General features: G+C 65.4%; 20 protein-coding genes and 1 other RNA gene. 8 read left to right on the top strand and 13 right to left on the bottom strand.

Translation table 11 applies throughout. The annotated features are described in order from the left end of the window. Window positions 1–90: 90 nt before the first annotated feature. The 8 genes from J6525_RS33590 to J6525_RS33555 all read right to left on the bottom strand — a co-directional run bounded on the left by J6525_RS33590 (window position 91) and on the right by J6525_RS33555 (window position 6,170). Window positions 91–558 carry a nuclear transport factor 2 family protein gene (locus J6525_RS33590; protein WP_225647889.1) on the bottom strand — a complete coding sequence of 156 codons (468 nt, stop codon included), beginning with the start codon at window positions 556–558 and terminating at the stop codon, window positions 91–93. 270 nt (window positions 559–828) lie between these two features. Then, entirely contained in the window at window positions 829–1,278 is a 450-nt protein-coding gene (gene ybgC, locus J6525_RS33585) for a tol-pal system-associated acyl-CoA thioesterase (RefSeq protein ID WP_028332822.1), read from the bottom strand. A 190-nt stretch (window positions 1,279–1,468) separates the two neighbouring features. After that, window positions 1,469–1,660: a hypothetical protein gene (locus tag J6525_RS33580; protein WP_225647888.1), complete on the bottom strand. Its 192-nt coding sequence runs from the start codon at window positions 1,658–1,660 to the stop codon at window positions 1,469–1,471. A gap of 75 nt (window positions 1,661–1,735) precedes the next feature. Further along, on the bottom strand, window positions 1,736–2,653 hold the full coding sequence (locus J6525_RS33575) for a metallophosphoesterase (RefSeq protein WP_225647887.1): 918 nt from the start codon (window positions 2,651–2,653) through the stop codon (window positions 1,736–1,738). Between the two features lie 170 nt (window positions 2,654–2,823). Next, the gene (ruvB, locus tag J6525_RS33570; protein WP_283848655.1) at window positions 2,824–3,873 is read right to left on the bottom strand and encodes a Holliday junction branch migration DNA helicase RuvB; all 1,050 of its coding nucleotides are present in this window, start codon (window positions 3,871–3,873) and stop codon (window positions 2,824–2,826) included. Window positions 3,874–4,066: 193 nt separating this feature from the next. Then, a complete protein-coding gene (gene ruvA / locus J6525_RS33565) occupies window positions 4,067–4,684 on the bottom strand; it encodes a Holliday junction branch migration protein RuvA (protein ID WP_038386561.1) in 618 nt (205 codons plus the stop codon). Further along, a complete protein-coding gene (gene ruvC, locus J6525_RS33560) occupies window positions 4,681–5,208 on the bottom strand; it encodes a crossover junction endodeoxyribonuclease RuvC (RefSeq protein WP_092087607.1) in 528 nt (175 codons plus the stop codon). The genes ruvA and ruvC overlap by 4 nt, the downstream gene beginning before the upstream one ends. A 215-nt stretch (window positions 5,209–5,423) precedes the next feature. Continuing rightward, a complete protein-coding gene (locus tag J6525_RS33555) occupies window positions 5,424–6,170 on the bottom strand; it encodes a YebC/PmpR family DNA-binding transcriptional regulator (RefSeq protein WP_016842553.1) in 747 nt (248 codons plus the stop codon). Between the two features lie 213 nt (window positions 6,171–6,383). Here J6525_RS33555 and J6525_RS33550 point away from each other — a divergent pair, with 213 nt between their 5' ends. Further along, entirely contained in the window at window positions 6,384–8,150 is a 1,767-nt protein-coding gene (locus tag J6525_RS33550; RefSeq protein WP_225647886.1) for a methyl-accepting chemotaxis protein, read from the top strand. Between the two features lie 197 nt (window positions 8,151–8,347). After that, entirely contained in the window at window positions 8,348–9,772 is a 1,425-nt protein-coding gene (locus J6525_RS33545) for a methyl-accepting chemotaxis protein (RefSeq protein ID WP_225647885.1), read from the top strand. A 243-nt stretch (window positions 9,773–10,015) separates the two neighbouring features. Here J6525_RS33545 and J6525_RS33540 read toward each other — a convergent pair whose 3' ends face one another. The 5 genes from J6525_RS33540 to J6525_RS33520 all read right to left on the bottom strand — a co-directional run bounded on the left by J6525_RS33540 (window position 10,016) and on the right by J6525_RS33520 (window position 12,656). Next, window positions 10,016–10,840 carry a TIGR00282 family metallophosphoesterase gene (locus tag J6525_RS33540; RefSeq protein ID WP_225647884.1) on the bottom strand — a complete coding sequence of 275 codons (825 nt, stop codon included), beginning with the start codon at window positions 10,838–10,840 and terminating at the stop codon, window positions 10,016–10,018. Window positions 10,841–10,842: 2 nt separating this feature from the next. Then, window positions 10,843–11,421, bottom strand: coding sequence for a 5-formyltetrahydrofolate cyclo-ligase (locus J6525_RS33535; protein WP_137476855.1), 579 nt, complete (start codon window positions 11,419–11,421; stop codon window positions 10,843–10,845). Window positions 11,422–11,592: 171 nt separating this feature from the next. After that, a non-coding RNA gene (gene ssrS, locus J6525_RS33530) (6S RNA) lies at window positions 11,593–11,753 on the bottom strand. Window positions 11,754–11,955: 202 nt separating this feature from the next. After that, the gene (locus J6525_RS33525) at window positions 11,956–12,339 is read right to left on the bottom strand and encodes a cell division protein ZapA (RefSeq protein WP_028332812.1); all 384 of its coding nucleotides are present in this window, start codon (window positions 12,337–12,339) and stop codon (window positions 11,956–11,958) included. Continuing rightward, on the bottom strand, window positions 12,336–12,656 hold the full coding sequence (locus J6525_RS33520) for a DUF4164 domain-containing protein (RefSeq protein ID WP_018269681.1): 321 nt from the start codon (window positions 12,654–12,656) through the stop codon (window positions 12,336–12,338). The genes J6525_RS33525 and J6525_RS33520 overlap by 4 nt, the downstream gene beginning before the upstream one ends. A 336-nt stretch (window positions 12,657–12,992) precedes the next feature. Here J6525_RS33520 and tkt point away from each other — a divergent pair, with 336 nt between their 5' ends. From tkt to J6525_RS33490, 6 genes are all read left to right on the top strand, one after another. Then, on the top strand, window positions 12,993–14,975 hold the full coding sequence (tkt, locus tag J6525_RS33515; protein ID WP_092087617.1) for a transketolase: 1,983 nt from the start codon (window positions 12,993–12,995) through the stop codon (window positions 14,973–14,975). Between the two features lie 160 nt (window positions 14,976–15,135). Then, window positions 15,136–16,143: a type I glyceraldehyde-3-phosphate dehydrogenase gene (gap, locus tag J6525_RS33510; protein ID WP_016842563.1), complete on the top strand. Its 1,008-nt coding sequence runs from the start codon at window positions 15,136–15,138 to the stop codon at window positions 16,141–16,143. A gap of 179 nt (window positions 16,144–16,322) precedes the next feature. Then, window positions 16,323–17,519 (top strand): phosphoglycerate kinase, encoded by a 1,197-nt coding sequence (locus J6525_RS33505; protein ID WP_225647883.1) that lies wholly within the window; start codon window positions 16,323–16,325, stop codon window positions 17,517–17,519. A 42-nt stretch (window positions 17,520–17,561) separates the two neighbouring features. Beyond that, window positions 17,562–18,629, top strand: coding sequence for a class II fructose-bisphosphate aldolase (gene fba, locus J6525_RS33500; RefSeq protein ID WP_168859026.1), 1,068 nt, complete (start codon window positions 17,562–17,564; stop codon window positions 18,627–18,629). Window positions 18,630–18,945: 316 nt separating this feature from the next. Then, window positions 18,946–19,971, top strand: coding sequence for a class I fructose-bisphosphate aldolase (locus J6525_RS33495; RefSeq protein ID WP_225647882.1), 1,026 nt, complete (start codon window positions 18,946–18,948; stop codon window positions 19,969–19,971). Continuing rightward, the gene (locus J6525_RS33490; RefSeq protein ID WP_225647881.1) at window positions 19,972–20,661 is read left to right on the top strand and encodes a thiamine phosphate synthase; all 690 of its coding nucleotides are present in this window, start codon (window positions 19,972–19,974) and stop codon (window positions 20,659–20,661) included. It abuts the gene before it with no gap. Window positions 20,662–20,665 lie beyond the last annotated feature (4 nt).

Raw genomic sequence — 20,665 nt, 5'->3', positions numbered from 1 at the left:
GCAGCGCGATCCGGGATCGACCGCACAACAGGAGAGATCGTCCCGGATTTCGCTTCGCTCCATCCGGGCTACAAGGCTACGGAGAGCCGATCAGAACGGCTCCTGCCCCAGACCCGGAACGTCGGCCGGACGCGGGCCCGGGGCGGGCCAGTGGAAGCGGCGGTCCTTCTCCGAGATCGCGATGTCGTTGATCGAGGCCTCGCGGCGGCGCATCAGGCCGTGCTCGTCGAACTCCCACTGCTCGTTGCCGTAGGAGCGAAACCAGTTGCCGCCGGCATCGTGCCATTCGTACTGGAAGCGGACCGCGATGCGGTTCTCATCGAACGCCCAGAGATCCTTGATGAGGCGATACTCCTGCTCCTTCTCCCATTTGCGGGTCAGGAAGGCCACGATCGCCTCGCGGCCCTGAAACACCTCGGAGCGGTTACGCCAGCGGCTGTCCTCGGTATAGGCGCCGGCAACCCGAACCGGGGCGCGCGAATTCCAGGCGTCCTCCGCCATGCGCGCTTTCTGCGCGGCGGTCTCGCGGGTGAAGGGTGGCAGCGGCGGGCGTGACATTGGCGATCCCTCGCGGTTGAAGCATGATCCGGAAAAGTGTGAAGCGGTTTCCGAAAAGATCATGCTCGAAATGTAAGACAAACGCGATCAATCTGATCGCGTTTTGTCAGGCGCAAATCTATCGCCGCGCCGCGCAGAGTCGATGGGTCGTTTCGTATCGCCCGACAGCCGGAGCCTATTCCGTTCCGATTGTATCGGAACGGGGCTCCGGATTCTTGTTTTGACGCGTCTTCTTCGCGCGAACCGGTGCCCACTTCGCTCGAAAATGCTCTAAGCCAGATCGGCCTTCATCAGCGCGCGAATAGCCTTCGGAATCGGCTGCGCGCGGCCGCCGCTGATGAAGGCGACGCGGACCTCGGCCTTCACAAGCACGTCATCGCCGCGCCGGACTTCCTGAGCGAGCATGATGGAGGCGCCCTTCACAGCGATCGGCCAGGTCACGACGTCGAGCACGTCGTCCATCCGCGCCGGCTTGAGGAAGTCGAGCGTCATCGAGCGCACGACAAAGGCGAAGCCGCCGGTCTCCTCCTGCGCTTCATCGAACAGCGCCTGCTGCTCGGCGCCCATCAGACGAAGATGATTGGTACGGCCGCGCTCCATGAAGCGCAGGTAATTGGCGTGATAGACGATGCCGGAAAAATCGGTGTCTTCGTAATAGACGCGGACCTGCATATGGTGGCGGCCGTCGCGGATCTGGCCGTCGAGAATGGGTGAGGTCATTTCGAAAACTCTCGTTCGATGTCCCTGCGGCCGTCGAGAACGCGAACGATCACGATCCGATCCGTTTCCACCAAATAGAATGCAATGCACCCCTCGATCAACAGTCCGCGTAATGATGGCCGCAGTTCGCTTCGGTCCGGACCAAGCAAGGGAATGCTCGCAGGGAGACAACGATCCGCAGGCTCATGGTCTATCGCCGGGTTCGCGAGCGCGCCTGCTTGAGGAATTCTTCGAGATCCCACGGAACGACGCGGCCCGCCTCGACATCGGCCATCCCTTCGTCGATCGCGTCCTTAAGCGCCCGAAACTTCCTGGCCTGGGACAGGAGGTAGTCAGCCGCCTGCTCCTGCATGTCCTCAGGCAGCAACTCCAACGCTTCCACGGCTTTCTCAACGGCTGAACTCATACGCATAATATAGCACGGCGCGCCAGAATAGACAGCCATCAGCCTGGTTGATCAGGACACCACGGGCCCCTTTGCGCCGAGCGTGACCTGCACGATCTCGGGCGGCACGCCGAGGCGGAACGGCATGATGCTGCAGCCGAGGCCGCCGGAGACGACGACGTCGCATTTCAGCTTGATATGGCCATAGGCGAGCCGCATGCCGTGCTTCACCGGCACCGCCGGCGACCAGCCGAGCAGCCGGACCTGCCCGCCATGGGTGTGGCCGGACAGCTGCAACGCGACGCGCGAGGGCACGCGGAGCGCGACGTCGGGCTCATGCGCGAGCAGGATCACCGGCGCGTCGTCCGTGACCTTGGCAAGCGTCGCGTTGAGATCGTCGACGCCGATGCGCGAGACCTGGCGATAGGGCCGCGCCGCCATGAAGGCGAGCTGGTCGCCGAGACCGGCGAGCCAGAACGGCCGGCCGTCCTTGGCGAGCCGCACCGCGTCGTTCTCGTAGACCGGAATCCCCGCCCCCTCCAGCGCGCGGCGCGCCAGCGGGATGCCGCGCCCCAAGCGCTGTACCGCCTTGTCTTCCCAGTAGTCGTGGTTGCCGAGCACGGCGTGCACGCCGAGCGGCGCCTTCAGGCCCTTCAGCACCGCGGCCCAGTCGGAGGCCGGAATGAAGCGCGTCACATGACGCAGCCCGGCGACATAGTCGCCGAGCAGCACGATGATGTCAGGGTTCAGGGCGTTCGTCCGCTCGACGATCTCAGCGATGCGATCGAGCGACATCCAGGGATCGCAGGCGTGGATGTCGGCGAGTGCGGCGATCTTGAGCGGAAAGTCCGCCGGCCATTGCCGCGGCGACAGATCGTAGCGCGTGAGCGCGAGGCGGACGACCGGCTCGCTCAAGCCATAGGCCGCGGTCGAAGCGGTGGCGGCGGTCAACCCGCCGAACCCGCGCAGAAAATGACGACGTGAAATCATGGATGTGTGATCGGTGATGCCTGAGCGATCATACGCTCTCTGATTGGAGCGAAATTGGGCCGCGTTTGTGCAGACCGCCTGCAAGATGTAGCAATGGTTAGCGGGCAAGGTTAGCGGCGGGCGCGATGCATTGCATCAACACGCGTTTTCACGTCTTCGAGAGCGCGGGTTTAGTCCTCGTCGCCATTGCCGCCGAACAGGCCGAACTGCGAGGGATCGCGGCTCGGCTCGGCGAGCCCGAGATGGCGGAAGGCATGCGAGGTCAGGAGCCGGCCACGCGGAGTACGCTGCAGATAGCCGCATTGGATCAGATAGGGCTCGATGATGTCCTCGATCGCATCGCGCGGCTCCGACAGCGCCGCCGCCATGGTCTCGACCCCGACCGGCCCGCCGCCATAGTTCAAAGCGATGGTGGTAAGGTAACGGCGATCCATCGCATCGAGCCCGGCGCTGTCCACCTCGAGCGCGCTCAACGCCCGGTCGGCGATGCCGCGGTCGACGGAATCGGCATCGGCGGCGGAGGCAAAGTCGCGCACCCGGCGCAGCAGGCGGCCGGCGATGCGCGGCGTGCCGCGGGCGCGGCGCGCGATCTCGTTGGCGCCGTCGGCCGTCATGCCGATGTTGAGCACGCGGGCACCGCGGGTGACGATCTTCTCGAGCTCTTCCTCGGTGTAGAAATTGAGCCGGATCGGAATGCCGAAGCGGTCGCGCAAGGGATTGGTGAGCAACCCCGCACGCGTCGTCGCGCCGACCAGCGTGAATTTCGACAATTCGATCTTCACAGAACGCGCCGCGGGACCTTCGCCGATGATCAAATCGAGCTGAAAGTCCTCCATCGCGGGATAGAGCACCTCCTCGACCGCCGGGCTGAGGCGATGGATCTCGTCGATGAACAGCACATCGCGTTCTTCGAGATTGGTCAGCAGCGCCGCGAGATCGCCGGCCTTCGCAATGACAGGGCCGGAGGTGGCACGAAAGCCGACGCCGAGCTCACGCGCGACGATCTGCGCCAGCGTGGTCTTGCCGAGGCCGGGCGGACCGACGAACAGCACGTGATCGAGCGCCTCGCCGCGTTTCTTCGCAGCCTCGATGAAGATCGAGAGATTCTTGCGCGCCTGGGCCTGACCGACGAACTCCGTCAGCGACTGCGGCCGCAGCGCGGTGTCGCCGACATCGTCGGAGCGGCGTTCAGGCGAGACCATGCGCGAGGGCGTGTTCATGATGCGAGACTAACATGAGATTGTTCTCCCTCTCCCCGCTCTTGCGGGGAGAGGGTTGGGGTGAGGGGCTCCTTCCGCGAGCGCACTGTGTGTCGAGACCTGGACCCCCTCACCCGGGTCGCATCTGCGATGCGATCCGACCTCTCCCCGCAAGCGGGGCGAGGTGAAGGACAGAGGCGCTCCAATCCACTGATCACTTCGACAATTCCTTCAACCCGAGCCGGATCAGCTGCGCGGTCTCGGCCTTCTCACCCGCGCTGCGCGAGGCGGCGGCGATGGCGGCGGCGGCCTGCGGCTGGCCGTAGCCGAGATTGACCAGCGCCGAGATCGCGTCGGTGACCGGACGCGGCGCACGATTGTTGTCGATCGCACCCGAGAGCTGCACCACCGCGGGATCGACATCGGCAAAGCCCGGCGCCTTGTCCTTCAATTCGCTGACGATACGCTCGGCGACCTTCGGCCCGACCCCCGGCGTCCGCGCCACCGCCGCCTTGTCGCGCAGCGCGATGGCGTTGGCGAGATCGGTTGGCGGCAGCGTGCCGAGCACCGCGAGCGCGACCTTGGCGCCGACCCCCTGCACCGTCTGCAGCAGGCGAAACCATTCGCGCTCGTGATCGCTGCGGAAGCCGAACAGTTTGATCTGGTCCTCGCGGACATAGGTCTCGATCGAGAGCACGGCAGCGCCGCCCGGCGACGGCAGCGCCTGCAGCGTGCGGCTCGCGCAGTGCACCTGATAGCCGACGCCGCCGACGTCGAGGATCACGTAATCCTCGCCATAGGAATCGATCAGGCCCTTCAGCTTGCCGATCATAGGCTCGCCACCCTGAGCCGCAGCGCGGTGCTCTGGCGGTGATGCGCGTGGGTGATCGCGACCGCGAGCGCGTCCGCGGCGTCGGCGGACGGCGGCTCGGCTTTCGGCAGCAGTATCTTCAGCATCACCTGGATCTGGTTCTTCTCGGCATGTCCGGCGCCGACCACGGTCTTCTTGACCTGGTTCGGCGCATATTCGGCGACCGAGATACCGAACATTGCGGGCGCCAGCATGGCGACGCCGCGCGCCTGGCCGAGCTTCAGGGTGGCAACGCCGTCCTTGTTGACGAAGGTCTGCTCGACCGCCGCCTCCACCGGTCTGTGGTCGGCGAGCACAGCAGCCAGCCCCTCATGGATCGCAAGCAGCCGGTTCGCCAGCGGCAGATTGTCCGGCGGCTCGACCGAACCGCAGGCGATGTAGACGAGACGATTGCCTTCGGTCTCGATCACACCCCAGCCGGTGCGGCGGAGACCCGGATCGATACCGATGATGCGGACGGGAGAGCGAATCGGCTGGGATGTCATGGGGTAGTGATACCGCCTGCGCCGGGAGAACGAAACACAAACGGAGCCTCATCCCCTGCCGCGGTCGTTGTACTCGGCCCACTCGTCATCCCCGCCTAGTGCGCAATTGCACACGAGAGCGGGGATCCAGTACGCCGCGGCCTCTCGGATCAAACGCAGGTCTCTGGAATACTGGGTCGCCCGGTCCAGCCGGACGACGACAGCAGTGCAAGCGACTAGCCGCCCATCTTCGCGATCAGAGCGTCGGACACCTCGAAATTGGCGAACACGTTCTGCACGTCGTCGTGCTCGTTGAGCAGGTCCATCAGCTTCAGCAGCTTTTCGCCGGTCTCGTCGTCGACCGCGACGGTGTTCTGCGGTTTCCAGGTCAGCGCCGCCTTGCGCGGCTCGCCGAACTTCGCTTCCAGCGCTTTTGCGACTTCGCGGAAAGTGTCCTGCGAGGCGTAGACCTCGTGGCCGCCCTCGCTGGAGACCACGTCGTCGGCGCCGGCCTCGATCGCGGCATCCAGCATGGCGTCGTCGGAGGCGACCTTGGCGTCGTATTCGATGATGCCGGTGCGGTCGAACATGAAGGCGACCGAGCCGGTTTCGCCGAGATTGCCACCCGACTTGGTGAAGAAGGAGCGGATATCGGAAGCGGCGCGGTTGCGGTTGTCGGTCAGCGCCTCGACGATGACGGCGACGCCGCCGGGGCCATAGCCCTCGTAGCGGATCTCGTCATAGTTCTCGCCTTCATTGCCGGCGGCCTTCTTGATGGCGCGGTCGATATTGTCCTTGGGCATGTTCTCGGCGCGGGCCGCGACCACGGCGGCGCGCAGCCGCGGATTCATCGCCGGGTCCGGGGTGCCGAGCTTGGCCGCCACGGTGATTTCGCGGGCCAGCTTGCCGAAAAGCTTCGACTTCTGGGCATCCTGCCGGCCCTTGCGGTGCATGATGTTCTTGAATTGGGAATGGCCGGCCATGCGACGTCTCTTCGGAGCTTAGGGTCTGAACAGGGATGGAAAACGCGGCCTTATAGGCCCCTCACGGTCAAAATCAAAGGATCGGCGGGGCCCTCCGGCGGAGGAATACTACCGCAAGCCGGAATATGAGGCACTTGTTAACCATGACTTCATGCCCGGGTGCGAGGATCGCCCCGTCCCGCCGCAACTTTCCACAGCCCCCAAAGAGCCCACATGGCGTTCGGTTTGTTTCGAAAGCAAGTGCCGGAGCCGGCTGCGCCGGCCGTCGCGCCGCAGGTTCCAACCGCGGCCGCAGCCCCTGAGGTCTCGACCGAGACTGATTCGGCCAAGGATTCGTCCAAGGAGATCCTGGAATTGCTGGAACTCGAGCTCGGCGCGATGATCCGCCAGCTCGAACGCGCCGCGAGTTCGGTCGCCGACGGCGCCGAGGCGACGGCAGCCAAGCTCGCGACCATCCGCGCCCGCACCGACGCGCTGACCGGCCGCAGCAGCGATGCGCAGAGCACCGCGACGACGTTCTCGCAAGCCGCCGACCGTTTCACCCACTCCGCCGAGGGCATCGGGGCGCAGGTGCGCAGCGCGAGCCAGCTCGCCGACGACGCCGCGGCCGCGGCGCGCGAGGCCACCGCCAACGTCGATCGCCTGCGCGAATCCTCGGCCGCGATCGGCAACGTCGTCAATCTGATCGCCCAGATCGCGCGGCAGACCACGCTGCTCGCGCTGAACTCGACGATCGAGGCGGCGCGCGCCGGTGCCGCCGGCAAGGGCTTTGCGGTAGTCGCAACCGAGGTCAAGGCGCTGGCGGTGCAGACCCAGAGCGCGACCGAGGAGATCACCCGCAAGATCGAGGCATTGCAGAAGGACGCCACCGGATCGGCGGACGCGGTGCACCGCATCTCCCAGGCGATCGAAAAGATCCGCCCGGTGTTCGAGAACGTCAACGGCGCGGTTGCCGAGCAGAATGAAATCACCGGCGAGATGGGCCAGAACGCCGCCTCCGCCTCGCACTTCATCGTCTCGGTCGGCACCAGCGCCGGCGAGATCGACAGTGCAACGCGCGAAGCCGCCGCGCATGGCGACAATGTCGCCAGGGCCGGCAAGGCGGTGACCGCCTTCGCCCAGAAGCTGAAAGCGCGCTGCGCGGTGCTGCTGCGCCAGGACGAGCGCGGCGATCCGCGCAAGAACGAGCGCCTGCCCTGCAGCCTCAAGATCGAGATCACGACCGCGCGCGGCATCGTCACCGCGCCGGTCTACGAAATCGCGATGGACGGCATCCTGATCGGCGGACCCGATGCCGAAAAGCTGCCGGTGCAGGAGACCCTGAACGCGACATTGCAGGAGATCGGCGCGTGCCGGATCCGGATCGGCGAGCGCTCCAAGGCAGGCAGCCAGGCCCGCTTCGAGGCGGCAACCGCCGAGCTGCGCGAAAAAATCGAAGACCGGATGTGGGCGATCCACGAGGAGAACGCCGAGCTCGTCACCCGCGCGATCGAAGCCGGCAGCACGCTGAGCAAGATGTTCGAGAACGGGCTGGCGAGCGGCGCGATTACGATCGCCGACATGTTCGACACCGACTATGTCGAGATCGCAGGCACCAACCCGGTGCAGTACCGCACCAAAATGCTGGACTGGGCGGAGCGCACGCTACCGGCGTTCCAGGAGGCGTTCCTCGCCAGGGACAAGCGAATGGCGTTCTGCGTGATGATCGACCAGAACGGCTATCTGCCGGTCCATAACAAGCTCTACTCGCAGCCGCAGCGGCCGGGCGACGTGGCATACAACACCGCCAACAGCCGCAACCGCCGCATCTTCAACGACGCCGCGGGCCTCGCCGCCGGCCGCAACCAGCGCGCCTATCTGATCCAGACCTATGCGCGCGACATGGGAGGCGGCAACACGGTGATGATGCGCGAGATCGACGTACCGATCCGCGTGCGCGGCCGGCACTGGGGCGGTTTCCGCACCGCCTACAAGCTTTAGCGGCTTCGTAGCCCGGATGCAGCGAAGCGTAATCCGGGATGCGTGTTTCCACGGGCAGGAGTCCCGGATTTCGCTGCGCTGCATCCGGGCTACACAGTGCGCGCTCAGGCAAGACCGGCAGCGCGAATCACGCTTTAGGGTTGGAATGGGGAATGCTGCGGCGGCCGACAGGCCGCTGTAACGGAGGAAGCGTCGACATGTCGGCCGCGCAGCTTGCAGTTCTGGATACGTCATCGGACCGAACGCTGGCCGAGCGGCTGGTGGACCAGCTCGCCGACCGCATCGGCGGCCTCGGGGTGGAACTCGCCGACATCGCCGGCAACGTCCAGGAGGTCGCGAACCGCGTCAGCAGCCAGTCCGAGCGCTTCCATCATTTGCAGACAACGGCCGAGACGATGGTCGCCGCCAATCACGACATCGCCAACGCATCGCAGGCGGTGCAAACGACCGCATCCGCCGCGGTCGGCCAGATCGCGGAGTCCCGCCATGTGGTCGAGACGGCGGTCAGCCATATCGCGGAGCTCGTCGCGGCGGTCGGACGGATCGAGGCGCGGCTCGCCGCGGTCGGCTCCGCGCTGAGCCAGGTCGCCAAGGTTTCCGGTTCGATCGAGGCGATCGCCAAGCAGACCAATCTGCTGGCGCTCAACGCCACCATCGAGGCGGCGCGCGCCGGCAATGCCGGCCGCGGCTTTGCCGTGGTCGCGAGCGAGGTCAAGAACCTTGCGGAAGCAACCCGCCAGGCGACACATCAGATTTCCGACACCGTGCGCGATCTCGACGGCCAGATCGGCAGCCTGATCGGCGAGAGCAGCGATGCCTCGTTGCGCGCCAAAAGCGCCGGCGAAGGCGCCCAGCAGATTTCGGGCATCATCATGCGCGTGCAGGAAGGCTTTTCATCCGTCGGCGCCGAGATCGGCAGCGTGGCGCGCGCCGCGACCTCCAATCTCGGTCATTGCGACAGCGTGATCGCGGAGTTGAACGAGCTGGCCAAGGGCGTCGATCTCTCCTCGCGCGACCTCAAGCACGCCGACAGCCGCGTCGCGAAACTGCTCGAGCTCTCCGAGAGCCTGATCGTGACCATCGCCGACAGCGGGGTGGAGACCAGCGACACGCCGCTGATCCGCGTCGTGATCGACACCGCAAGGCAGATCTCCGAGCTGTTCGAGAATGCCGTCGCGCGCGGCGAGATCACGTTCGCGCAATTGATGGACGAGAATTATCGCGAGATCGCCGGCACCAATCCGAAGCAGTATCTGACGAACTACGTCGCCTTCACCGACCGCGTGCTGCCCGCGATCCAGGATCCGATCCAGAAGAGCGACCCGCGCATCGTGTTCTGCGTCGCCTGGGCGCGCAGCGGCTATCTGCCGACCCACAATCCGAACTACCGGCAGCCGCAGGGACCGGACCCGGTCTGGAACAACGCCAATTGCCGCAACCGCCGCCTGTTCAACGATCGCGCGGTGAGCAAGGTCGCGGCCAACACAAAACGGTTCCTGCTGCAGACCTATCGCCGCGACATGGGCGGCGGCAATTTCGTGCTGATGAAGGACCTGTCATCGCCGATCGTCGTGAACGGCCGCCACTGGGGCGCATTCCGGATGGGTTTTCGGCAGAGCTAGACCAGCCCCTTGGCCGGGACGGGGGATGCAATGCCAAAATATGGAAAACAACCCCATGCAAAGCAAGCCGGCGGCTGTCGGCGCTCGACACTGCACTTGACACGTCGGGCAACTCAGAAGTATTCTTCTATTATTCCGAAATGACTTGTAGCCCGGATGGAGCGAAGCGAAATCCGGGAATCTCGCAAGCTCAAAGACCGGTCCCGGATTTCGCTGCGCTTCATCCGGGCTACGGTGACTTCACTACGTCCAAAACGCCGGCACCGCAGGCTCGAGCCGCCCGCCGGCGCGCACCGGCGCGACCTTCACCGCAAGCCCGGTCGCATCGTCGGTCTCGACCGCGATGCCGCTCAGTGTTGCCACACCGCCCGCCGGCTCGAACCGTCCGGAGGGAATGCCGGTGAGGAAGCGCTGCAGCGGCTCCTCCTTCTGCATGCCGATCACCGAGTCATAGTCGCCGGTCATGCCGGCATCGCTCATATAGGCGGTGCCGCCCGGCAGCACCTGATGATCAGCGGTCGGCACGTGGGTATGGGTACCGACCACGAGGCTGACGCGGCCGTCGCAGAAGAAGCCGATGCCCTGCTTCTCGCTGGTCGCCTCGGCATGGAAATCGAGCACGATGGCGTCACAGCCCTCGCGCAGCGGGCAGGCCTCGAGCTCGCGCTCGATGGCGCTGAACGGATCGTTCGAGGACGGCTCCATGAAGACGCGGCCGATCGCGTTGAGGACCAGCGCGCGCTTGCCGCTCTTGGTATCGACCAGCGTGGCGCCGCGGCCGGGCGAATGGCGCGGGAAATTCAGCGGGCGGATCAGGCGCGGCGCGCGCTCGATGAAGACCAGCGCCTCCTTCTGATTCCAGGCGTGGTTGCCGAGCGTGATCGCATCGGCGCCGGCGTCGAGCAGCTCCTGATAGATCGCCTCGGTGATGCCGAAGCCGCCGGCGGAATTCTCGCCATTGACGACCACGAGATCGAGCGACCAGTCCCTGATCATGCCGGGAAGGTGGTCGGCGATGGCGGTGCGGCCGGTCCTGCCGACGACGTCACCAACGAAGAGAATTCGCAAGGCTAGCTACTCCGGAAATCGAACGTCTTGCGCTCCGTTAGCACAAAATCGAGCGGGACGTCGTGCGACAGCGCCGGAATCGCCTTGGTTTCCTGTGCAGCAAAGGCAAGTCCGACCCCGATCACATGTTTGGCCTTGCGCAGATGCGCGAAGGTATAGTCGTAATAGCCGGCGCCGTAGCCGATGCGGTGACCGAGCTTGTCGAATGCCGCGAGCGGCACCAGCATCACGTCCGGATGCACCTCGGCGGCGGCCGGCGACGGCTCGGGAATGCCGAGCGGCCCGAGCATCAGCCGGTCCTGCGGCGACCAGCTGCGGAAGGTCAGCGACTGGCCGCGCGCGTTGATGCAGGGCAGCGCGAGCCGCGCGCCCTTGTCGGCAAGCTTCTTCATCAACGGCGCCGGATCGAGCTCGCTGCGGATCGGCGCATAGCCCGAGACGATCATGCCCTGCGCGATCTCGAACGGCGCGCCGCGCTTGGCGAGCGCTTCGGCAGCCGTCGCGCGCTGCTCGTCGCTCAGCGCATCGCGCTTGGCGAGAGCAAGTGCCCGGAGCTCGGCCTTCGATGGAGATGCGTGCATGATCCATCTTCCGCTGTCGTCGTCCGCGACAACGGACGATCCATCATTCCAGAGACGCTAGCTTTCGTTAAGGCAAGGCCGCGGCGCGCTGGACGCCCCGTATCGCGGGGCACAACACTGCTAGACAATTCAACCGCCGCAGCGCGACGACAAGGCAACAGCAAAAATCAGTGCGAAGCCGCAGAGGCCGTTGGAGCGCTCGATCCCGGAGTTCCCTACGAAAGTAGGTGGGCACCATATGTCCGGGTCCACGGACCCGGCCAGGGACAGTTCCCTAAAGGATCGATAAGGCCCCGGGGATATATGGCTCCTGACGCACGACGCAGCTTCGCGGGGGCTAATGTAGCCATCGTTGCCCCAATCCGCCAGCGGTAAGGAAGACGCAGCCTTGGCTCCTGGAAGAAACTGTCATGGCCGGGCTTGTCGAGGCCATCCACGTCTTTCTTTTCATGGAGACAAATACGTGGATGCCCGGGACAAGCCTGGGCATGACGAATGTGTGGAAACACCGAGACCAACAGGGACGAACGAAGATCACCCGATCGCGATGCCGCCGCCGATGGTGCGGTTGAGCACCTGCGTGGTGCGCTCGATCCGCTCCGCGGCGGCGTTGAGCGCATTGGAGACCGCGGTCTGGGTCGCGCGGGCGCGGTCGATGGCGGCAACGCGCGCGTTGCGCAGCTGCTCGACCTCTTCCTCGAGGCTGCGGATGCGTGCGCTGGCGTCAACCAGTTCGTCGCAGGCGGTGAGCGCCGCCATCACCGTCAGCCGCGCATCGCCGATTTCGCCGAACTTGCCGCGCAGCGATTCCACGCGCTGCTGGAGATTTTCCGCGAGCTTCAGCAACCGCACCTCCTGGCCCTCCTCGCAGGCCATCCGGTATTGCCGGCCATTGATGGTGACGTTGATGTGGCTCATCTGCTGTCTCCGCCGTCGAGCACGGCGCGAATGCTGCCGATTGCCGCGTCGAGTTTTTCCGCTATCTCGCGATTGGCGCGCTCGAGCTTGCGCGTCTTCACCAGCGATCCGTCGAGTTCGTCGGCAAGCCTGGAGCGATCGGCGCCGAGCGCCTGGATGCGGCTCGCCAATTCGTTCTCGTCGCGGTCGGCCTCGCGGCGCCGCTCCACCGAGCTTTCCAGCGCATCAAGCGCTGCCATCAGCCGCTTTGTCGCAGCATCGATATCGGCAAGCGGTGCCTCGGTATTGCCAGACCCGTTGGCGAGACGATCACTCATGACACGCGGCGTGGACCCTTCAAATCGGTTGGCTTGGTAGCCTGCTGCAGACAAGCCTGCCGCACGGCAAAACTGGCGGTTCGGCAAGCGTTTACGGGACGAAATTTACGTGGCAAGCGAGCCCAGCGCAACGGCGGCGCAGAACTATGCACCGTTGAATGAAATAGGGCGATTTCGGGCCACTTTTCCCCGTTTTGAGGCGTTTCATCGCCTTGGACTTGCGGAATTGAGGTGCTAATCCACCCCCAACCCGTAAGGCCATCCACGCGCGTATCGCGGCTGCCCGCCCCGATCCGTCCAGCAATCCAGCTCCTCATTTTAGGCGGACTTTTCATCATGACGCAGGTCGATCACACCCGTATGGCCAATGCGATCCGTGGCCTTGCCATGGACGCCGTCGAAAAGGCGAATTCCGGCCATCCCGGCCTGCCGATGGGCGCCGCCGACATCGCGACCGTCCTGTTCACAAAATTCCTGAAATTCGATGCGGCCGACACGGCGTGGCCCGATCGCGACCGCTTCGTGCTCTCGGCAGGCCATGGCTCGATGCTGCTCTATTCGTTGCTGTACCTCACCGGCAACAAGGACATGACGCTCGACCAGCTCAAGCATTTCCGCCAGCTCGGATCGCTGACACCGGGACACCCCGAGAACTTCCACACCAGGGGCATCGAGACCACCACCGGTCCGCTCGGCCAGGGCATCGCGACCGCGGTCGGCATGGCGGTCGCCGAGAAGATGCTGGCCGCCGAGTTCGGCAAGAAGATCGTCAACCACCACACCTATGTGCTCGCCTCCGACGGCGACCTGATGGAGGGCATCTCGCAGGAAGCGATCGCGCTCGCCGGTGTCTGGCGGCTCAACAAGATGATCGTGCTGTACGACGACAACGGCATCTCGATCGACGGCCCGACCTCGATCTCCGATTCCGTCGATCAGGTGAAGCGCTTCAAGTCCGCAGGTTGGGCCGCCGAATTGATCGACGGCCACGATCCGCAGGCGATCGCCGCTGCAATCACCCGCGCGCAGAAATCCAACAAGCCCTCGATGATCGCCTGCAAGACCACGATCGGTTACGGCGCGCCGCACAAGGCCGGCACCGCCAAGGCGCATGGCGAGGCGCTCGGCGCCGACGAGCTCAAGGCGGCCAAGGAGAAGCTCGGCATCTCGCTCGAGCCGTTCTCGGTGCCCGACGATGTGCTGAAGGCCTGGCGCGAGGCAGGCGCCCGCGGCGCCGCCGAGCACAAGGCGTGGGACGAGCAGTTCGCGCAGCTCGGCAGCCGCAAGCGCGCCGAGTTCGAACGCCGCATTCGCCACGAGCGGCCGCAGTCGCTCGCCAAGGGGCTGCGCGCCTTCAAGAAGGGGCTCCTGGAAAATCCGCTCAACGTCGCGACCCGCAAATCGTCGGAAGCCGCGATCGAGGTGATTGCGGCTGCGATGCCGATGGAATTCGTCGCCGGCTCCGCCGACCTCACCGGCTCCAACAACAACAAGGCGAAGTCGGCGACGGCGTTCGGCGCCAAGACGCCGAAGGGCCGCTTCATCCATTACGGCGTCCGCGAGCACGGCATGGCGGCATGCCTCAACGGCATCTTCCTGCATGGCGGCTTCGCGCCGAACGGCGCCACCTTCCTGGTGTTCACCGACTACGCGCGCGGCGCGATGCGGCTGTCGGCGCTGATGGGCACCGGTGTCGTCTACGTCATGACCCATGACTCGATCGGCCTCGGCGAGGACGGCCCGACGCACCAGCCGGTCGAGCATCTCTCCGCGCTCCGCGCGATGCCCAACATGCGCGTGTTCCGTCCCTGCGACGCGGTCGAGACCGCCGAGTGCTGGGAACTGGCGCTCAACCGCGTCGACGGACCGACGGTGCTGGCGCTGACCCGCCAGAACCTGCCGCAGCTCCGCACCACGGCGCCGAACGACAACCCCTGCAGCCACGGCGCCTATGAGCTGGTCGCGGCGCAGGGTGACGCAAAAGTGTCATTGTTCGCGTCGGGTTCCGAGGTCCAGATCGCGGTCGAGGCGCAGAAGCAGCTCGCCGGACGCGGCATCGCGACGCGGGTGGTCTCGGTCCCGTCGCTGGAATTGCTGCTGGCACAGCCCGCCGAACGGCAAAATGCCATTATCGGCAACGCCCCGATCAAGATCGCGATCGAGGCCGCGGTGCGCTGGGGCTGGGATGCCGTGATCGGCCATGACGGCGAATTCATCGGCATGCACGGATTCGGCGCCAGCGCCCCGGCGAAGGACCTTTTCCGGCATTTCGGCATTACTGCTGAAGCCGTCGTTAACGCTGCCACGAAGCGCGTCTGACGCTGGCCTGACACCCGTCGGCCAAGGTTGAGCTTGTCGCAAAAAAGGATTACCTAAGCTCCATCTTTTCCGTACGCGCCCGGCCGAACCGGGCGTTCCGCCGTAAAAACCTCGTGGGAGCGCTCCCGCGGGGCTGACAACAGCATTAGAGGAGACGAGCATGGCAATCCGCGTCGCGATCAACGGGTTTGGGCGTATCGGCCGCAACATTCTGCGCGCCATCGCCGAGTCCGGCCGCAAGGACATCGAGGTGGTCGGCATCAACGACCTCGGCCCGGTCGAGACCAACGCACACCTGCTGCGCTTCGATTCCGTGCACGGCCGCTTCCCCGGCACCGTCACGGTCGACGGCGACACGATCAGCCTCGGCGACAACAAGATCAAGGTTTCGGCCGAGCGCGATCCCTCCAAGCTGCCGTGGAAGGCGCTCGGCGTCGACGTCGCGCTGGAATGCACCGGCATCTTCACCGCGAAGGACAAGGCCTCCGCGCACCTCACAGCCGGCGCCAAGCGCGTGCTGGTCTCGGCGCCCGCCGACGGTGCTGACGCCACCATCGTCTACGGCGTCAACCACGACACGCTGACCAAGGATCACCTGGTGATCTCGAACGGCTCCTGCACCACCAACTGCCTCGCGCCGGTCGCCAAGGTCCTGAACGACACCGTCGGCATCGAGACCGGCTTCATGACCACGATCCATGCCTATACCGGCGACCAGCCGACGCTCGACACCCTGCACAAGGATCTCTATCGCGGCCGCGCCGCGGCGATGTCGATGATCCCGACCTCGACCGGTGCCGCGAAGGCGATCGGCCTCGTGCTGCCCGAGCTGAAGGGCAAGCTCGACGGCGTCTCGGTCCGCGTTCCGACCCCGAACGTTTCCGTGATCGACCTCAAGATCGTCGCCAAGCGCGCAACCGACGTCAAGGAGATCAACGAGGCGATGAAGCGTGCGTCCGAGCAGCAGCTCAAGGGCATCCTCGGCTACACCAACGCGCCGAACGTCTCGATCGACTTCAACCACGATCCGCACTCGTCGACCTTCCACATGGACCAGACCAAGGTGCAGAACGGCAACTTCGTGCGCGTGATGTCCTGGTACGACAATGAGTGGGGCTTCTCGAACCGTATGGCGGACACCGCCGTCGCGATCGGCAAGCTGGTTTAAGTTCGACTGTTCGTGATGCCCGGCTCACCGCCGGGCATCTGCGTGTTTGCCGCTCCGTCATTCCGGGATGGTCCGCAGGACCAGACCCGGAATCTCGAGATTCCCCGATGCGCAATTGCGCATCTGAGGTTCGATGCTCCGCATCGCCCCGGAATGACCCCAGGAGTTCGACACCCCCCATGACAAAATCGTTCCGCACCCTCGACGACGTCAACGTGAAGGGCAAGCGCGTGCTGCTGCGCGTCGACCTCAACGTCCCCATGGAAAATGGCCGCGTCACCGACGCCACCCGGCTCGAGCGCGTGGCCCCCACCATCACCGAAATTTCCGACAAGGGCGGCAAGGTGATCCTGCTCGCCCATTTCGGCCGCCCCAAGGGACGCGATCCCAAGGAATCGCTGAAGCCGGTCGCCGAAGCGCTGTCGAAAGTGATCAAGCGCCCGGTGGCCTTCGCCGAGGACTGCATCGGCGAGCCCGCGGCCGCCGCTGTCGCGGCCCTCAAGGACGGCGACATCCTCTGCCTGGAAAACACGCGTTTCCATAAGGAGGAAGAGAAGAACGACGCCGGCTTCGTCGCTGAGCTCGCCAAGCTCGGCGACATCTGGGTCAACGACGCCTTCTCCGCCGCGCATCGCGCCCACGCCTCGACCGAAGGCCTCGGCCACAAGCTTCCGGCCTATGCCGGCCGCACCATGCAGGCCGAGCTCGACGCGCTCGGCAAGGCGCTGGAAGCGCCGACCAAGCCGGTAATCGCGATCATCGGCGGCGCCAAGGTCTCGACCAAGATCGACCTCTTGGAAAACCTCGTGAGCAAGGTCGACGCGCTGGTGATCGGCGGCGGCATGGCCAACACCTTCCTGCACGCGCAGGGCGTCGCCGTCGGCAAGTCGCTCGCCGAAAAGGATCTTGCCCCGACCGCGCTGCGGATCATGGAGAAAGCCAACGCGGCCAATTGCGCGATCATCCTCCCCGTCGACGCTGTCGTCGCCAACCAGTTTGCCGCCAACGCGCCGTCCCATGCCTATGGCCTCGATGCGATCCCGGCCGACGGCATGATCCTCGACGTCGGTCCGCAATCGATCGCGCGCATCCATGCCGCGATCGACGACGCGGCGACGCTGGTCTGGAACGGCCCGCTCGGCGCCTTCGAGCTGACGCCGTTCGACCGCGGCACCGTGGTATCGGCCAAACATGCCGCCGAACGCACCAAGGCCAGGAAGCTGATCTCGGTCGCCGGCGGCGGCGACACCGTCGCGGCGCTGAACCAGGCGGGCGTGGGCGGCGATTTTTCCTACGTCTCGACCGCGGGCGGCGCGTTTCTTGAATGGATGGAAGGCAAGCCGCTGCCGGGCGTCGAAGTTCTGAAAAACCGTTGATTTAGGTCACATCCGCGAACTTGCACTACAGGGAGAAATGGAATGGCTCGCATAACGTTGCGGCAACTGCTCGACCACGCGGCCGAGCATGATTACGGCGTACCTGCCTTCAACATCAACAACATGGAACAGGCGCTGTCGATCATGGCGGCAGCCTCCGAGGTCGACGCGCCCGTCATCATCCAGGCTTCGCGCGGCGCGCGGTCCTACGCCAACGACGTCATGCTCAAGCACATGATGGACGCCGTCACCGAGATCTACCCGCAGATCCCGGTCTGCGTGCATCTCGACCACGGCAACGAGCCCGCCACCTGCATGACCGCGATCCAGTCCGGCTTCACCTCGGTCATGATGGACGGCTCGCTGAAGGCCGACGGCAAGACCCCCGGCGACTGGGACTACAATGTCGGGGTCACCAAGACCGTGACCGGCATGGCCCATCTCGGCGGCATCTCGGTGGAAGGCGAGCTCGGCGTGCTCGGCTCGCTCGAGACCGGCATGGGCGACAAGGAAGACGGCCATGGCGCCGAGGGCAAGCTGTCGCACGACCAGCTGCTGACCAACCCGGACGAGGCCGTGAAGTTCGTCAAGGAAACCAAGGTCGACGCGCTGGCGATCGCGATGGGCACCTCGCACGGCGCCTACAAGTTCACCCGCAAGCCCGACGGTAACATCCTCGCCATGAACGTGATCGAGGAAATCCATCGCAAGCTGCCTAACACGCATCTCGTCATGCACGGCTCCTCGTCGGTGCCGCAGGAGCTGCAGGAGATCATCAACGCCAATGGCGGCAAGATGAAGCCGACCTGGGGCGTGCCGGTCGCCGAGATCCAGCGCGGCATCAAGAACGGTGTGCGCAAGATCAACATCGACACCGACAACCGGATGGCGATGACCGGCCAGATCCGCAAGGTGCTGAAGGACAATCCGGAAGAGTTCGATCCGCGCAAATACCTCAAGCCCGCGATGGAGGCGATGACCAAGCTGTGCAAGCAGCGCCTGCAGGAGTTCAACACCGCGGGCCAGGCCAGCAAGATCAAGAAGGTGCTGACCACGGCGGAAATGGCCAAGCGCTACGCCGCGGGCCAGCTCGACCCCAAGGTCGCCTGACGTATCTCTCCCTCTCCCCGCCCTTCGCGGGGAGAGGGTTGGGGTGAGGGGCTGCTTCCACGAGCCGCGAATGCGGCTAGACCTGTACCCCCTCACCCGAATTGCATCTAGCGATGCAACATAGCCGAAGCTCGACTTCGGCGTTCTTTGCCGACGGCCGCCGAAGGTGGCCTATGCCTCTCCCCGCAAGCGGGGCGAGGTGAACAGAACAAGCCAAATCTACGCGCGATCTCAGCCGCGACGAACGTTTTCTAGGCATTTGCCCGAGAACCGCCTATTTTGGTTTGCAAAGGCAATGGCTCTGGAGGACGCCCCGATGAACCTCTCCGACCTCAACAAAATCGCGCTTGCCATGGTCACCCCGGGCAAGGGCATTCTCGCCGCCGACGAATCCTCCGGCACCATCAAGAAGCGGTTCGACGCCATCAAGGTCGATTCGACCGAGGACAATCGCCGTGACTATCGCGAGATGCTGTTCCGCTCGCAGGAGGCGATGAGCAAGTACATCTCCGGCGTCATCCTTTACGACGAGACGATCTGGCAGAATGCCAAGGACGGCACGCCGCTGGTCAAGCTCATCGAGCAGGCCGGCGCGATCCCCGGGATCAAGGTCGACGAGGGCACGCAGGCGCTGCCGAACTGCCCAGGCGAACTCGTCACCGTCGGCCTCGACAAGCTCGCCGAGCGGCTGAAGAAATATTACGAGCGCGGTGCGCGCTTTGCGAAGTGGCGCGCCGTGATCGATATCGGACCGCGAATCCCGACCCAGACCGCGATCCGTGCCAACGCCCATGCGCTGGCGCGCTACGCCGCGCTGTGCCAGGCCGCGCAGATCGTCCCGATCGTCGAGCCGGAAGTGCTGATGGACGGCGATCATGACATCGACCGCTGCTACGAGGTGACGCAGCGCGTGCTGAACCGCACCTTCCAGGAATTGCGGGTGCAGCGCGTCGCGCTCGAAGGCATGATCCTGAAGCCGAACATGGCGATCTCGGGCAAGAAGTGCCCGAAGCAGGCGCCGGTGCTGGAAGTCGCCGAGAAGACCATCCGCCTGCTCAAGAGCTGCGTGCCGGCCGCGGTGCCCGGCATCGCCTTCCTCTCCGGCGGCCAGAGCGACGAGGAAGCGACCGCGCATCTCGACGCCATGAACAAGATCGGCAATTTGCCCTGGCGGCTGACCTTCTCCTACGGCCGCGCGCTGCAGGCGGCGCCGCAGAAGGCGTGGTCCGGCAAGCCCGACAACGTCCCCGCGGGCCAGCGCGCCTTCTCGCATCGCGCCCGGATGAACGGGCTCGCGAGCACCGGCAATTGGGAAGCCGGCCTCGAGAAACAGGCGGCATAGTTGGCGACCAAGCCCGTTCCGCCGCGGCCGACGCCGCGCCTCTATCTGGCAACGCCGGCGGTCGATGAGCCTGCGCGGCTTGCGGCCGAGCTCACCGAGCTGCTTGCCGCGGCCGATGTCGCGGCCGTGCTGGTGCGGCTGCGCGAGAGCGATCCGCGCAGCATGATCTCCACCATCAAGGCGCTGGCGCCCGCGATCCAGAACGCCGGCGCGGCGCTGCTGATCGACGGTCATCCCGATATCGTGGCCCGCGCCGGCGCCGACGGCGCGCATCTGACCGGCGTCGCCGCGATGGAAGAGGCGGCGCCGGCGCTGAAACCCGACCGCATTGTCGGCGTCGGTGGACTCGCGACCCGCCACGATTCCATGGCCGCGGGCGAAGCCGGTGCCGACTATGTGCTGTTCGGCGAGCCCGACGCCAACGGACAGCGGCCCTCGCGCGAGGCCATCGCCGAGCGGCTGGAATGGTGGGACGAATTGTTCGAGCCGCCCTGCATCGGCTTTGCAACCTCGCGCGAGGAAGCCGAGACGTTCGCGGCGGCCGGCGCGGATTTCGTGCTGGTCGGAGACTTCATCTGGTCCGATCCGCGCGGCGCCAAGGCGGCGCTCGCCGAGATCGGCGACGCGATTGCGCGGGCGCATGCCGGCACATTCGGCAAGGCCAAGGCCGACGGAAAGGCCGAGGGATGACGCC

The sequence above is a fragment of the Bradyrhizobium australafricanum genome (assembly GCF_020329495.1).
In the GTDB taxonomy this organism is placed as follows: domain Bacteria; phylum Pseudomonadota; class Alphaproteobacteria; order Rhizobiales; family Xanthobacteraceae; genus Bradyrhizobium; species Bradyrhizobium australafricanum.
Note: the sequence above shows the minus strand (reverse complement) of the source record. Positions and strands in the feature narration are given on the sequence as shown.

Excerpts from the sequence above, each read along its gene's own strand:
- ybgC (WP_028332822.1), bottom strand. The coding sequence starts at position 1,278 with ATGACCTCACCCATTCTCGACGGCCAGATCCGCGACGGCCGCCACCAT.
- J6525_RS33550 (WP_225647886.1), top strand. The coding sequence starts at position 6,384 with ATGGCGTTCGGTTTGTTTCGAAAGCAAGTGCCGGAGCCGGCTGCGCCG.
- gap (WP_016842563.1), top strand. The coding sequence starts at position 15,136 with ATGGCAATCCGCGTCGCGATCAACGGGTTTGGGCGTATCGGCCGCAAC.
- J6525_RS33575 (WP_225647887.1), bottom strand. The coding sequence starts at position 2,653 with ATGATTTCACGTCGTCATTTTCTGCGCGGGTTCGGCGGGTTGACCGCC.
- J6525_RS33590 (WP_225647889.1), bottom strand. The coding sequence starts at position 558 with ATGTCACGCCCGCCGCTGCCACCCTTCACCCGCGAGACCGCCGCGCAG.
- tkt (WP_092087617.1), top strand. The coding sequence starts at position 12,993 with ATGACGCAGGTCGATCACACCCGTATGGCCAATGCGATCCGTGGCCTT.
- J6525_RS33520 (WP_018269681.1), bottom strand. The coding sequence starts at position 12,656 with ATGAGTGATCGTCTCGCCAACGGGTCTGGCAATACCGAGGCACCGCTT.
- J6525_RS33555 (WP_016842553.1), bottom strand. The coding sequence starts at position 6,170 with ATGGCCGGCCATTCCCAATTCAAGAACATCATGCACCGCAAGGGCCGG.
- J6525_RS33495 (WP_225647882.1), top strand. The coding sequence starts at position 18,946 with ATGAACCTCTCCGACCTCAACAAAATCGCGCTTGCCATGGTCACCCCG.
- ruvA (WP_038386561.1), bottom strand. The coding sequence starts at position 4,684 with ATGATCGGCAAGCTGAAGGGCCTGATCGATTCCTATGGCGAGGATTAC.
- fba (WP_168859026.1), top strand. The coding sequence starts at position 17,562 with ATGGCTCGCATAACGTTGCGGCAACTGCTCGACCACGCGGCCGAGCAT.
- J6525_RS33535 (WP_137476855.1), bottom strand. The coding sequence starts at position 11,421 with ATGCACGCATCTCCATCGAAGGCCGAGCTCCGGGCACTTGCTCTCGCC.
- J6525_RS33545 (WP_225647885.1), top strand. The coding sequence starts at position 8,348 with ATGTCGGCCGCGCAGCTTGCAGTTCTGGATACGTCATCGGACCGAACG.
- ruvB (WP_283848655.1), bottom strand. The coding sequence starts at position 3,873 with ATGAACACGCCCTCGCGCATGGTCTCGCCTGAACGCCGCTCCGACGAT.
- J6525_RS33505 (WP_225647883.1), top strand. The coding sequence starts at position 16,323 with ATGACAAAATCGTTCCGCACCCTCGACGACGTCAACGTGAAGGGCAAG.
- ruvC (WP_092087607.1), bottom strand. The coding sequence starts at position 5,208 with ATGACATCCCAGCCGATTCGCTCTCCCGTCCGCATCATCGGTATCGAT.
- J6525_RS33525 (WP_028332812.1), bottom strand. The coding sequence starts at position 12,339 with ATGAGCCACATCAACGTCACCATCAATGGCCGGCAATACCGGATGGCC.